13 protein-coding genes are annotated in these 12,417 nt (G+C 62.4%); 8 read left to right on the top strand and 5 right to left on the bottom strand.

Going from position 1 to position 12,417, the window contains the following annotated elements; genetic code table 11:
- Positions 1 to 245: 245 nt before the first annotated feature.
- The 3 genes from dksA (at position 246) to BVH03_RS07495 (ending at position 2,223) form a co-directional block, all read left to right on the top strand.
- Positions 246 to 689, top strand: a complete 444-nt coding sequence (dksA, locus tag BVH03_RS07505) for an RNA polymerase-binding protein DksA (protein WP_013792734.1) — start codon at positions 246 to 248, stop codon at positions 687 to 689.
- A 63-nt stretch (positions 690 to 752) separates the two neighbouring features.
- The gene (gene gluQRS, locus BVH03_RS07500; RefSeq protein WP_075960581.1) at positions 753 to 1,640 is read left to right on the top strand and encodes a tRNA glutamyl-Q(34) synthetase GluQRS; all 888 of its coding nucleotides are present in this window, start codon (positions 753 to 755) and stop codon (positions 1,638 to 1,640) included.
- Between the two features lie 52 nt (positions 1,641 to 1,692).
- Positions 1,693 to 2,223 (top strand): hypothetical protein, encoded by a 531-nt coding sequence (locus BVH03_RS07495; protein ID WP_075960580.1) that lies wholly within the window; start codon positions 1,693 to 1,695, stop codon positions 2,221 to 2,223.
- A gap of 42 nt (positions 2,224 to 2,265) precedes the next feature.
- Here BVH03_RS07495 and BVH03_RS07490 read toward each other — a convergent pair whose 3' ends face one another.
- Complete coding sequence (locus BVH03_RS07490) at positions 2,266 to 3,156, bottom strand: triacylglycerol lipase (protein WP_075960579.1); 891 nt, start codon at positions 3,154 to 3,156, stop codon at positions 2,266 to 2,268.
- A 159-nt stretch (positions 3,157 to 3,315) separates the two neighbouring features.
- Here BVH03_RS07490 and BVH03_RS26750 point away from each other — a divergent pair, with 159 nt between their 5' ends.
- Entirely contained in the window at positions 3,316 to 3,450 is a 135-nt protein-coding gene (locus BVH03_RS26750) for a hypothetical protein (protein WP_256574651.1), read from the top strand.
- Between the two features lie 120 nt (positions 3,451 to 3,570).
- Positions 3,571 to 3,924 (top strand): osmotically-inducible lipoprotein OsmE, encoded by a 354-nt coding sequence (gene osmE, locus BVH03_RS07485; protein ID WP_075960578.1) that lies wholly within the window; start codon positions 3,571 to 3,573, stop codon positions 3,922 to 3,924.
- A gap of 114 nt (positions 3,925 to 4,038) precedes the next feature.
- Here osmE and cysN read toward each other — a convergent pair whose 3' ends face one another.
- From cysN to BVH03_RS07465, 4 genes are all read right to left on the bottom strand, one after another.
- Positions 4,039 to 5,928, bottom strand: a complete 1,890-nt coding sequence (gene cysN / locus BVH03_RS07480; RefSeq protein WP_075960577.1) for a sulfate adenylyltransferase subunit CysN — start codon at positions 5,926 to 5,928, stop codon at positions 4,039 to 4,041.
- A 48-nt stretch (positions 5,929 to 5,976) separates the two neighbouring features.
- The gene (locus BVH03_RS07475; RefSeq protein ID WP_075960576.1) at positions 5,977 to 6,318 is read right to left on the bottom strand and encodes a four helix bundle protein; all 342 of its coding nucleotides are present in this window, start codon (positions 6,316 to 6,318) and stop codon (positions 5,977 to 5,979) included.
- 53 nt (positions 6,319 to 6,371) lie between these two features.
- Positions 6,372 to 7,289, bottom strand: a complete 918-nt coding sequence (gene cysD / locus BVH03_RS07470) for a sulfate adenylyltransferase subunit CysD (protein WP_027903667.1) — start codon at positions 7,287 to 7,289, stop codon at positions 6,372 to 6,374.
- Positions 7,290 to 7,434: 145 nt separating this feature from the next.
- Complete coding sequence (locus tag BVH03_RS07465) at positions 7,435 to 8,193, bottom strand: Nif3-like dinuclear metal center hexameric protein (RefSeq protein WP_075960575.1); 759 nt, start codon at positions 8,191 to 8,193, stop codon at positions 7,435 to 7,437.
- A 108-nt stretch (positions 8,194 to 8,301) separates the two neighbouring features.
- Here BVH03_RS07465 and algW point away from each other — a divergent pair, with 108 nt between their 5' ends.
- The 3 genes from algW (at position 8,302) to BVH03_RS07450 (ending at position 12,384) form a co-directional block, all read left to right on the top strand.
- On the top strand, positions 8,302 to 9,447 hold the full coding sequence (gene algW / locus BVH03_RS07460; RefSeq protein WP_075960574.1) for a Do family serine endopeptidase AlgW: 1,146 nt from the start codon (positions 8,302 to 8,304) through the stop codon (positions 9,445 to 9,447).
- A 96-nt stretch (positions 9,448 to 9,543) separates the two neighbouring features.
- Entirely contained in the window at positions 9,544 to 11,643 is a 2,100-nt protein-coding gene (locus BVH03_RS07455) for a TonB-dependent siderophore receptor (protein WP_143485910.1), read from the top strand.
- A 15-nt stretch (positions 11,644 to 11,658) separates the two neighbouring features.
- A complete protein-coding gene (locus tag BVH03_RS07450; RefSeq protein WP_075960573.1) occupies positions 11,659 to 12,384 on the top strand; it encodes a DUF4198 domain-containing protein in 726 nt (241 codons plus the stop codon).
- Positions 12,385 to 12,417: the final 33 nt, after the last annotated feature.

The following is a 12,417-nucleotide window of genomic DNA, read 5'->3' as shown; positions in this document are numbered from 1 at the left end:
ACTGAAATACGTGTTTACGTTGCGATTGCAGGCTTTGGCATCAGTCACGGGGTGGCTCCTGAGCCCCACCGCGAAGCCTAGGCAGAGCCGGCTGGAAACCAGATGCACTACCGCAACATCCGGGAGTGGCGCGGCTTGAGTCGATCTGGTAAGTTCGCCCGCTTGCAGTCGCAGGGCCGTTATTGTAAACGGCAACGGACACATTCCCTGCGCAGTGGATTAGAGAGAGTGAGAGGCGGTCATCCATGCCCACCAAAGCAAAAGCAACAAACGGCCAATTGATTCGTGGCTTCGAACCCTACAAGGAAACCAAGGGCGAGGAGTACATGAGCGAGGCGATGCGCGCCCACTTCACCAGTATCCTGAACAAATGGAAGCTGGAACTGATGCAGGAAGTCGACCGTACCGTGCACCACATGCAGGACGAAGCGGCCAACTTCCCCGATCCAGCCGACCGCGCCAGCCAGGAAGAAGAGTTCAGCCTGGAACTGCGTGCCCGTGATCGTGAGCGCAAGCTGATCAAGAAAATCGACGAGACGCTGCAGCTGATCGAAGACGAAGACTACGGCTGGTGCGACTCCTGCGGTGTCGAGATCGGCATTCGTCGCCTGGAAGCGCGCCCTACCGCCACCCTGTGCATCGATTGCAAGACCCTGGCGGAAATCAAGGAAAAACAGGTCGGCTCCTGAGTCGATCCACAGACGGGGCGCTCAGGCGCCCCGTTTCGTTTTGTCCCGCACAAACGCCCCGCCATGCCTAAACCCGCTTATATCGGTCGTTTCGCACCCACGCCCAGTGGCTATCTGCACTTCGGCTCGCTGGTCGCCGCCCTCGCCTCCTATCTCGATGCCCGCTCCGTTGGCGGCCGCTGGCTGCTGCGCATGGAAGACCTCGACCCGCCCCGGGAGGTGCCTGGTGCCCAAACTGCCATCCTGCAGACCCTGGAGCGCTATGGCCTGCACTGGGACGGCGAGCTGGTGCGCCAGAGCGATCGCCACAGCGAATACGAAGCGCTGGTGCAGCGCCTGTTCGACCAGGGCCTGGCCTACGCCTGCACCTGCTCGCGCAAGCAGCTCGAGGGCAGCGGCGGCATCTATCCGGGCCATTGCCGCAATGCCGGGCACCCTCGCCATGACGCGGCCATACGCCTGCGCGTGCCCGAGCTGATCTATCGCTTTACCGATCGCGTGCAGGGCGAGTACAGCCAGCACCTGGGTCGCGAGGTCGGCGACTTCGTGATCCGCCGCCGCGACGGCCTGTACGCCTATCAGCTCGCCGTGGTGCTGGACGATGCCTGGCAGGGCATCAACAGCGTGGTACGCGGCGCCGACCTGCTCGACTCCACGCCACGCCAGCTCTACCTGCAGGAGCTGCTCGGTTTCTCCCAGCCGCGTTATCTGCATGTGCCGCTGATCATCCAGCCCGACGGCCACAAGCTCGGCAAGTCCTACCGCTCGCCGCCCCTGCCCGGCGACCAGGCCACGCCTTTGCTGATCCGCGCGCTACGTGCCCTGGGCCAGCCCGCGCCAGTTGAATTAGCTGATGCCAGCGCCGAGGAGCTGCTGCAGTGGGGCGCCAGGCACTGGGACGCCGGGCTCATTCCCCGCACCCGCAACCTGGCGGAAAGCCAGTTGCGCTGAACGCCGCTAACGGGCAGCCTTTCGCACCCAAAATCATCATCAGGAAATCGCCATGCGCGCCCAGCTCGAAGAACTCATCGGCAAAATCAGCTCGGGCTGCCTGCCTCAGAACGAAATCGGCCGCATCGCCGACGAAGCGGCCCAGGCCTACGCCGACCCGGCCGCCTTCCTGGCGGCCAACCCGGACATCAACTACGACGACAGCTTTCCCATTCCCCTGGGCGAGTGGACGGTGGTCGGCAACCTGCCGGAGACCGTGCTGTTCCAGGCCGATGGCTACGAAGCGCTGTTCGCGCAGATCACCGAGTCCTTCGGGCCCGAAGTGAGCTTCGTGCTGACCGCCAAGCAGTTGAAGAAGATCGAACCGCTCAAGGCCCTGAACCGCATCCAGGTGCAGCTCGGCAGCCTGTCGAGGGAAACCCAGGGCTATACGCTGGTCGACTTCAGTGAACCGCTGGATGACGAGCTGCAGGCCGTGCTGGTTTACACCACCGACCTGCCTCGAGTGCTGGAGCTGGCGGTCGAGGTCGGCATTTACGCGGCGCCGGCTTACGATGCGTTGAAGGCTGCACAAGCACAATGAAGCCCCCTGGGTATCGCTCCGCTCGACCGAGGCTACGGCGCCTTACAGACCTGCCTCGTGCAGCCGACGCAGGTGTTCGATGTAAAGGCCGAGCGGATCGACACCCTCGCCGACCCGGCCGAAGTGCTGGTTGACGATGTCCAGGTGATCGAGCGGGTAGTCGTCGCGAATCACCTTGCCCAGGTGTGAGCTGACCCGCCCGACCATGCCGTCGCACTGGCCGGCCTCGCGCACGAAGGAACGGGCGAAACGGCGACAGAACCAGTTCGACGGATCACGTCGGTTGCCACCCTGATCGGTGATGCCCGGCTGCAGGGTGCCGGACCAGGAGTAATAGCGCACGCCATTGACCTCCTCGGGGCCGTCTTCGCCCCAGGTCGGGGGCAAACCCTGCGGATACTGATGGTTGAAGATACCCACGCCCTCGGTGGTCAGCGAGCGATGGGCGGCGAGGGCGTTGATCGGCATCGTCGCGCCGCGCGCGCCGCTGTCCAGCAAGGTGAACAGCCGCGCCAGCATATGGGTGCCCATGCGCAATAGCAGGCTTTTCAGGCCGTTCGAGGCGTACTTGCGTTCCAGGTGATCGGCCAGCTCCGAGCCCTGGTTGGGGCCTGCCACCGAGGTGACCGAGGCGACCCATTCCGGCCGGTGTGCGGCGGCATAACGACATACCAGCGCACCCTGGCTGTGACCGACCAGGTGCACCTTCTCTGCGCCGCTGCGCCGCCGCGCCTCGGCGATCTGCAAAATCAGCTGCTCGCCACGCAGTTCAGTGGCGTGCACCGGTGACAGGCGCGCCGGGTACACGTCCACGCCCTGGTTACGCAGCGCGGTGGTGATGCCGTACCAGTATTCGAAACCGAACAAACTGACGAAACCCAGTATGCCGGGCACCAGCACCAGTGGATAACGGGGAACTGCACGATGACCCATTTCAGTCTCCATTGGGGCGTCCTTGGCCGAGTCGATGGTCACGCGCAACACGCATCATGACGGTCGATGGCCACTATCGAGCCGTTCGACTTCATCCCTGACTGCCTCGCCCCTAGCATGGTTCCGTGAAACACCGAACATAGCGAGACGAGGTACACCATGAAAGCCCTGACCATCACCCTGCTGCTGAGCCTGCTCAGCGCCCAGGCGCTGGCGCTGCCCAGCCGTCATCCGCCCCCCATCCTGGGCGAAGCCGTCGACAGCAGCCAACAGCAGTCCGCCAGCGAGCGATAAGACCAGTGACCGGCAGGCCCACCGGGAACGACCTGCACAGGCCGCAGTGATTTAAGCCGAACTTAATTCCCTGGCCCAGGCTCAGAAAAATGGTCTGGTTCATCACAAGGGAAACTAACCATGTTCAAGCAAAGCCTGGGTGCCGCCTGTGTACTGGCCGTTCTGACCGGTTGTGCCGGCAAGCCCGAGAATCCGGTCGACCACTTCACCTTCCGCAACGAACCGCTGGTCAAACAGGTGGAAAAGGACATGAGCAAGTCCACCGTGCTGGAGCTGGGTGGCCCGCCTTCCTCGGAGGTCAACCGCACCATCACGCCGGGCACTTGCAACAACTACATCCTCAACAAGGATGGCAAGGAGCAGCCCTACTACGTCGCCTTCAATTCGGCTGACCGCGTGGAAAGCAAGGGCTTCCTGACCTGCGAACAGATGGAGATCAACGAGCGCGAGCGCGCCCGTGGTCACGGCATCTGATCGTCAGTACTGAAATGAAAATGCCCGCCTCGTGAGAGCGCGGGCATTTTTTATGTCCATCAAAACCTGTTTTCAGCTCAGCTGCGCCGAAGCACAGCTGGTCATGAGCAGGTTTTAGATGGCACCACGGACACGCAGCACGGCCAGCACCTGCTTGACGCCTTCCTCCACCGACACACTCTGGGTATCGATGACCAGATCGGCATCGAGCGGCACATCGTATGGGAAGGACTCACCCGGGATGTTGTCGCCAGCGGCCGCGTACAGCCCCTGCGGATCACGCTCGGCACATGCCTGCGGCGAAGCCTGCACGTAGACGGTGATCAGGCGCTCGGTACCGATCAGCACCTTGGCCTGCTCACGCCCTTCGGCATCCGGCGCCACGAAGGCGGCCAGGGCGATCAGCCCGGCTTCGTTGAACTGACGCGCCACATGGGCGGCACGACGCCAGTTCTCGGCACGGCCGGCACGATCCTGCGGCAGCCCCTTGTTCAGGTCATGGCGCAGGTTCTGGCCGTCGAGCACGTACACCGCACGCCCCATATCGAACAGCTTGCGCTCCAGGGCGTAGGCCAGGGTGCTCTTGCCAGCCCCGGACAGGCCACTGAACAGCACGGTAGCCGGCTGCTGGCCGAGGCGCGCAGCGCGCTCCTCGGTGGACACATGGCCGCTGTCGGCATGGTGCGCGCCGCTGCTGGCATCGGCGATGATCATGCCGGCGCCTACGGTGCCGTTGGTCAGGCGATCAATGACGATGAACGCACCAGTGGTGCGGTTGTGCTCGTAGCCGTCCAGGGCAATGGGCGCATCCAGCGCGACCTTGACCTTGCCGATCTCGTTGAGCTGCAGGCTGCTCGCCGCGCCCTGCTCCAGGGTGTTCACGTCGACCCGATGAGTGATGCTGGCGATCGAGCCCGGTACGTAGCTGGTGGCGCGTTTGATGTCGTATTTCTTGCCCGGCAGCATCGGCTCTTCGGCCATCCACACCAGCATGGCGTCGAAGGTGTCGACTACCTGCGGGCGGTTGTCGGCGTGTACCAGCATGTCGCCACGCGATACGTCGATCTCGTCTTCCAGGGTCAGGGTGATGGCCTGGCCCGGACCGGCCTGCTCCAGCTCACCTTCGAAGGTGACGATGGACTTGACCCGGCTGCTCTTGCCCGACGGCAGCGCGATGACTTCGTCACCCTTGCGCACGATGCCGCTGGCCAGGGTACCGGCGAAACCGCGGAAGTTGAGGTTCGGACGGTTGACGTACTGCACCGGGAAACGCAGGTCGTCGAAGTTGCGGTCGCCCGCCACTTCCACGCTCTCGAGGATTTCCATCAGCGACTGGCCGGTGTACCAGGGCGAGCGCTCGGACTTGTTGACCACGTTGTCGCCCTTGAGCGCCGACATGGGCACGAACTCCAGGGTGCTCGGCCGCAGGTTGATCTTCTCGGCGAAGGCCAGGTAGTCAGCCTTGATCTGCTCGAACACGCCCTGGTCGAAGTCCTTGAGGTCCATCTTGTTGATGGCCACGACGATGTGCTTGATGCCCAGCAAGGACGCGATGAAGCTGTGTCGCTTGGTCTGGGTCTGCACGCCGTAACGGGCGTCGATCAGGATGATCGCCAGGTCGCAGGTCGAGGCACCGGTGGCCATGTTGCGCGTGTACTGCTCATGGCCGGGGGTGTCGGCAATGATGAACTTACGCTTGGCAGTGGAGAAATAGCGGTAGGCGACATCGATGGTGATGCCCTGCTCGCGCTCGGCCTGCAGGCCGTCGACCAGCAGTGCCAGGTCGACTTCCTCACCGGTGGTGCCGCTCTTCTTCGAATCGCGGGTGATGGCTTCCAGGTGATCCTCGTAGATCATCTTGGAGTCGTGCAACAGGCGCCCGATCAGGGTGCTTTTGCCGTCATCGACGTTGCCGCAGGTAAGGAAGCGCAGCAGTTCCTTGCGCTCGTGCTGAGCCAGGTAGGCGTGAATGTCCTGGCTGATCAAATCGGATTGGTGAGACATTTGGGCTCCAGGCTGCAAGCTGCAGGCGGCAGGCTTACAGCACAAAAATCATTCAGAAATACGAGTTATCAGGCCAGTCAACATTCGCGATATACGCATCGACTCTTCGAGCCAGGGGGTGGCGACAGGCTGGCTTATATAGCCAATATCAGCGCCGATAAGGATCTGCGTTCTCAACTCTGCACAAGAGCCTTTGGCAATCCACAGAAACCGGCACTTCTCCTTGTCGCTACCTCTTTCCATCCCTTCAGCGATATTGCTAGGGATGGACAAAGCCGAACGAGTGATCTGATCCCTGAAACCGTAGTCACGGCACTCGGTGAAACCTTTGTATACATCTACCGTCAGCGTCCGGGCGCGCTGCCAGACCTCAAGCCGCTCGAAGTCCATTTATCTTCTCCGCCTCTGCCTGAAGCCTGTGGCCTGACGCCTGTAGCCGTATTTTAGAAATAGCCCTGACGTTTCTTTTCTTCCATCGAGCCGGCGGCGTCGTGATCGATCACGCGGCCCTGGCGTTCGGAGGTCCGGGTCAGGAGCATTTCCTGGATGATGTCGGTCAGGCTTTCCGCTTCGGACTCCACCGCGCCGGTCAGCGGGTAGCAACCCAGGGTGCGGAAACGCACCTTCTTCTTCTGAATGCGCGACTTTTCCTCGTCGCTCAGGTGCTCGAGAATGCGCTCGTCATCGATCATGATCAGCGTGCCGTTCTTCTCGATGACCTCGCGCTCGGCGGCGAAGTACAGCGGTACGATCGGGATCTGTTCCAGATAGATGTATTGCCAGATATCCAGCTCGGTCCAGTTGGAGAGCGGGAATACGCGGATCGACTCGCCCTTCTTGACGTTGCCGTTGTACACGTTCCACAGCTCGGGGCGCTGGTTCTTGGGATCCCAGCGGTGCTTGCTGTCGCGGAACGAGTAGACGCGCTCCTTGGCACGGGACTTCTCTTCGTCGCGGCGCGCGCCACCGAAGGCGGCATCGAAGCCGTACTTGTCCAGCGCCTGCTTGAGACCCTCGGTCTTCATCACGTCGGTGTGCTTGGCACTGCCGTAGGTGAAGGGATTCATGTCCTGCGCCACACCGTCGGGATTGATGTGGGTGATCAGGTCCAGGCCCATCTCGCTGACCATCTTGTCGCGGAAGCGGTACATCTCCTGGAATTTCCAGCGCGTATCGACGTGCATCACCGGAAACGGCAGTTTGCCGGGAAAGAACGCCTTGCGCGCCAGATGCAGCATCACGGCGGAATCCTTGCCGATGGAATAGAGCATCACCGGGTTATCGAATTCGGCGGCCACTTCACGAATGATGTGGATACTTTCCGCCTCGAGCTGTTTCAAGTGCGTCAGTTTGTCGAGCATGGCTACTCACGAGGTCACGGTATTTTATTCAGGCCAGACGGGCCTTGGACGAGCGCGCACTCTAGCACAGCGCCTACTTCTAATCAGGACGGCACTTAGATCGAAACGGTCTAGGTTTATGCCTGGGAATTTGGACGTCTGACGCTCAAATCGGATTCGGGCAATCGATGAACAGGTGCTCGATAGCGAAGCGTCGGCTCAGGTACTCGCCCAACGCCTGCACGCCATAACGCTCGGTGGCATGGTGGCCGGCGGCGATAAAGCTGACGCCGTTTTCCCGGGCGCTGTGGTAGGTCTGCTCGGATGCTTCCCCGGTGAGGTACAGGTCGACGCCTGCGGCGATGGCCTGGTCGATGTAGCCCTGGCCGCCCCCCGTACACCAGCCGATACGGCTGACCATTCTGTCTTCCTCCACCAGTAGTGGCTCGCGGCCCAGTACCTCATGCACGCGACGGGCGAAGTCGCGGGCGCTCAGCGGTTGCGCGAGCGAGCCGATCAAGCCGACCGTACGCGGGTTATCCGGCTCCAGCGGCCCCTCGACGGTGATATCGAGCTGACGCGCCAGTTGCACGTTGTTGCCCACTTCAGGGTGCACGTCCAGCGGCAGGTGGTAAGCCAGCAGGCTGATGTCGTTGGCCAGCAGGGTCTTCAGGCGACGCTGCTTCATGCCGGTAAGGCAGGGGTTCTCGCCCTTCCAGAAGTAGCCGTGGTGCACCAGCAGCACATCGGCGCGCGCCTCGACGGCGGCCTCGATCATCGCCAGGCTGGCAGTCACGCCACTGACGATGCGCTGAACCTGCGGCCGTCCTTCGACCTGCAGGCCGTTGGGGCAATAATCGCTGATGCGCGTAGCGCCCAGGTAGCGCTCAGCGTCCTCTACCAGAGTAGTCAGGGCGATAGCCATACAGTTTTCCTCACGAACGGTGGCGAACCGCTGCTTTCTTGGCGCGGTTCTCTATAATGGCGCACCTTAAGGGCCCGATAGGGGCCTCGCAACCCTCAGGATGGATCGATGCTCAAGGCCCTGCGTTTTTTCGGCTGGCCACTCTTGGTTGGCGTTCTGGTATCGCTGCTGATCATGCAGCAGTATCCGCAACTGGTCGGTCTGCCCATGCACGACGTTCAGCTGCGCCAGGCGCCGATCTACGCCCGCTCCCAGGAGGGCCCGGCCTCCTACGCCACGGCCGTCAGCGTCGCCTCGCCGGCGGTGGCCAGCCTGTACACCACCAAGTACACCGGCAAATCCAACCACCCGTTGCCCGATGACCCGCAGTTCCGCAAGTTCTACGGCGACAACCTGCCTGGCCAGCGACGCATGGAGTCCAGCCTCGGCTCGGCGGTGATCATGAGCCCGGAAGGCTACCTGCTGACCAACAACCATGTGAGTGCCAATGCCGACGAGATCGCGGTGGTGCTCAAGGATGGTCGCGAGACCCTGGCCAGGGTGATCGGAAGCGACCCGGAAACCGACCTGGCGGTGCTGAAGATCGACCTCAAGGATCTACCAGCCATGACCCTCGGGCGCTCGGACAACATCCGCATCGGCGATGTCACCCTGGCCATTGGCAACCCGTTCGGCGTCGGTCAGACGGTGACCATGGGTATCGTCAGCGCCACCGGTCGCAACCAGCTGCGCCTCAACACCTACGAAGATTTCATCCAGACCGACGCAGCGATCAACCCGGGCAACTCCGGCGGCGCGCTGGTCGACGCCTATGGCAACCTGGTCGGCATCAACACGGCGATCTTCTCCAAACCCGGCGGTTCCCAGGGCATCGGCTTCGCCATCCCGGTGAATCTGGCAATGGAAGTGATGCAGGCGATCATCGAGCACGGCAAGGTGATCCGCGGCTGGCTGGGCCTCGAAGTGCAACCGCTGACGCCGGAGCTGGCCGAGTCCTTTGGCCTGGAAGGCCGTCAAGGCATCATCGTTGCCGCTATCTTCCGCAACGGCCCGGCGCAGAAGGCCGGCTTGCAACCCAACGACCTGATCCTCAAGATCGACGGCGAGCCGGCAGACGATGCACGCCGTTCGATGAACCAGGTCGCCCGTGCCAAGCCCGGCGAGACCATTCGTATCGAATTGATGCGCAATGGCAAGCCGATGGAGCTCAAGGCCGAGATCGGCATCCGCCCGCCTGCCGCCACCAGCAACTGATCCCCAGCAGAGGCTGCATCGTCTGAACGCAGACGTTGCGGTCTGCCAGTGTTAAAATGTAATGTTATTACGTTTTATAACCTGCCAAGGATTTGCATCTTGCGTCGCTCCCTCGCTCTGTTCAGCAGCTTGCCGCTCGGCTTGCTGAGTGTTTCCTCGTACGCCGAAAGCACCGGCACCCTGCAACTCGATGAGAGCGTGATCAGCGCCGAACATCGCCAGGAGTCGGCCGATGGCCCGGTATTGGGCTACCGTGCCACGCGCTCGGCAACGGCCACGCGCACCGATACCGATATTCGCAACACACCGCAGAGCATCCAGGTCGTGCCTGCCCAGGTGCTCGAAGATCTCAACACCACGCGCATCGACCGAGCCCTGGACTTTGCCGGCGGCGTATCGCGGCAGAACAACTTCGGCGGCCTGACCTTTCTCAACTACAGCGTGCGCGGCTTCACCACCGGCGAACTGTACAAGAACGGTTTCGCCATCAACCGCGGCAGCTACAGCTCGCCGGACACCTCCAGCATCGAGCGCATCGAAGTACTCAAGGGTCCGGCCGCCAGCCTGTATGGTCGCGGCGATCCTGGCGGGCTGGTGAACATCGTCAGCAAGCGCCCGCAGGATGAAGCCTTCAGCACGCTGTCGTTCAGCGCCGGCAGTTGGGATCGCTATCGCAGCAGCCTGGATGTGAATACCCCGCTGAACGAGGACGGCAGCCTGCTCTCCAGGGTCAACATGGCCATCGAGGACAACGGCAGTTTCCGCGATCACGTCGGCAGCCAACGGCGTATCGTCAGTCCCTCACTGAGCTGGCAGCTCTCACCGGACACCCGGCTGATGCTGGACGCCGAGTTCTCGCGCACCGAGTCGGTATTCGATCGCGGGATCCCGGCGGTCAATGGCCAGTTAGGCTCGGTGAAGCGCTCGACTTTCATGGGCGAGCCCAACGATGGGGACATCCGCAACGACAACCAGACCCTTGACCTGGCCCTCGAACACTACCTGAGCGACGCCTGGAAACTGCGCCTGGCCAACCACTACACCCAGGGCACCTTGCGGGGAAACAGCTCGGAACCCCAGGCACTGGTAGGCACCACCATCACCCGTTTCTACCGCCAGCGTGATTTCGAATGGAACGACAGCATCACCCAGGCCGAACTGCATGGTGATTTCGAGTTCGCCGGCTGGCAGCACCAGACGCTGATCGGTCTCGAATACGAGAACTATCGCAACAGCCAGAAGTACCCACAGAGCGCAACGCTGGCGAGTTACGGCCTGGATATCTACAACCCGGTGTACGGCCAGGCGAAGCCGGCACTGACCCGTGCCAACGACTTTCACGAACGCACGGAAAGCTACGCCCTGAACCTGCAGGATCAGATCGCCTTCACCGAGCGCTTGCGTGGCCTGGTGGGCGTACGCCTGGAGCGCATCGAGCAGACCGCCCTGAACCGCACCACGCGGGTCAGTAACCGCCAGGAGAAAGACGTCGCCACACCTCGCCTCGGCCTGCTCTATCAGCTCACCCCAGCGATGGGTGTGTTCGCCAACGCGTCCACCTCCTTCAAACCCAACACCATCGGCACCCGTGGCCAGGTCTACAAGCCGGAAAAGGGCCTGGGCTATGAGACCGGGGTGAAGCTCGATCTGCTCGACGGGCGCCTTGGCGGCACCATCGCGCTGTTCCATATCGACAAGGAAAACGTCATCACCACCAATGCCCTTGGCGACAGCGTCGCCGCCGGTAAGGCACGTAGCCAGGGCCTGGATATGCAGTTCAGCGGCCAGTTGAGCGATGCGGTGCGGATCATCGGCGCCTACGCCTACATCGATGCCGAAGTGACCGAGGGCGATGCAGCGCTGCCCAAGGGCAGTGACCTGCTGGGCATCGCTCGCCACAGCGGCAGCCTGCTGAGCGTGTACGAATTCCAGAACGGTGCCCTGCGTGGATCCGACATCGGCGCCGCCTTCAACCATGTCGGCAAGCGCTCTGGTCAGGCGGGCAGCGACTTCACCCTGCCGTCCTACAGTACGGTCGACCTGCTCGCCCACTACAAGGCCAGTGAAGACGTGACCCTGGGCCTGAACCTCAACAACCTGTTCGACCGCAAATATTACGAGCGCGCCTACAACAGCGCCTGGGTGCTCCCCGGCGAGCCGCGCAACCTTAGTGTCAGCCTGACCCTCAACCTCTGATCGAAAGGACGCACCATGCGCATCTCAAGTAAAACCGCCGCTCTACTCGCCCTCCTCGCCGTCGCCGGCCAGGCCGGTGCCCACGGCCTGTGGACGGAGCAGCGCCGCGGCAACATCGAAGTGGTCTACGGCCATGGCGCTGAAGACGATGCCTTCAAGGCTGAGAAAATCAGCCGCGCCTGGGCGTTCAATGGTGCCGGCAAGAGCGTGCCGGTGACCATCGAGCGTCTCGCCGACCACGCACGCCTCAAACCCCTGAGCACACCAGCGTCGCTGGCAGTCGCCCTGGACAATGGCGCCTGGTCAAAGACCGCCGATGGTGAATGGATCAATCAGGGCCGCAGCCAGGTGCCGGGCGCTGTGGAGGCACTGCACACCTACAAATACAGCCTGTCGATCCTCCAGGCACACGCCCACCTGCCCGATCTGAAAGGGCTGCGCATGGTGATCGTGCCCCTGGCCGATCCCCTCGAGGTCGGCGTCGGCAAGCCGCTTCCCGTACGCGTGCTGATCGACGGCAAACCAGCCGCCGATGTAAAGCTGATCGGTGACTACCGCAGCGCGCCGGACACTATCAGCGCCACCACCGACGCCAAGGGCGAGGCTCAGGTGACGGTACGCAACGAAGGCCTGAACGTCATCGCTGCCGAAGCCACCCAGCCGGTGAAAGGCGATGCGGATATCGACAGCCGCGGCTATTTCACGTCGCTGACCTTCATTGGCCAGGGCCATCAGCACTGAGTGGCGTCGGCAACTTCGCGCAGATACGAAAAA

Source organism: Pseudomonas sp. PA15(2017) (assembly GCF_001945395.1).
GTDB lineage: Bacteria > Pseudomonadota > Gammaproteobacteria > Pseudomonadales > Pseudomonadaceae > Aquipseudomonas.
Note: the sequence above shows the minus strand (reverse complement) of the source record. Positions and strands in the feature narration are given on the sequence as shown.

Coding starts and splice junctions, on each gene's coding strand:
- dksA (WP_013792734.1), top strand. CDS start 246: ATGCCCACCAAAGCAAAAGCAACAAACGGCCAATTGATTCGTGGCTTC.
- gluQRS (WP_075960581.1), top strand. CDS start 753: ATGCCTAAACCCGCTTATATCGGTCGTTTCGCACCCACGCCCAGTGGC.
- BVH03_RS07495 (WP_075960580.1), top strand. CDS start 1,693: ATGCGCGCCCAGCTCGAAGAACTCATCGGCAAAATCAGCTCGGGCTGC.
- BVH03_RS07490 (WP_075960579.1), bottom strand. CDS start 3,156: ATGGGTCATCGTGCAGTTCCCCGTTATCCACTGGTGCTGGTGCCCGGC.
- BVH03_RS26750 (WP_256574651.1), top strand. CDS start 3,316: ATGAAAGCCCTGACCATCACCCTGCTGCTGAGCCTGCTCAGCGCCCAG.
- osmE (WP_075960578.1), top strand. CDS start 3,571: ATGTTCAAGCAAAGCCTGGGTGCCGCCTGTGTACTGGCCGTTCTGACC.
- cysN (WP_075960577.1), bottom strand. CDS start 5,928: ATGTCTCACCAATCCGATTTGATCAGCCAGGACATTCACGCCTACCTG.
- BVH03_RS07475 (WP_075960576.1), bottom strand. CDS start 6,318: ATGGACTTCGAGCGGCTTGAGGTCTGGCAGCGCGCCCGGACGCTGACG.
- cysD (WP_027903667.1), bottom strand. CDS start 7,289: ATGCTCGACAAACTGACGCACTTGAAACAGCTCGAGGCGGAAAGTATC.
- BVH03_RS07465 (WP_075960575.1), bottom strand. CDS start 8,193: ATGGCTATCGCCCTGACTACTCTGGTAGAGGACGCTGAGCGCTACCTG.
- algW (WP_075960574.1), top strand. CDS start 8,302: ATGCTCAAGGCCCTGCGTTTTTTCGGCTGGCCACTCTTGGTTGGCGTT.
- BVH03_RS07450 (WP_075960573.1), top strand. CDS start 11,659: ATGCGCATCTCAAGTAAAACCGCCGCTCTACTCGCCCTCCTCGCCGTC.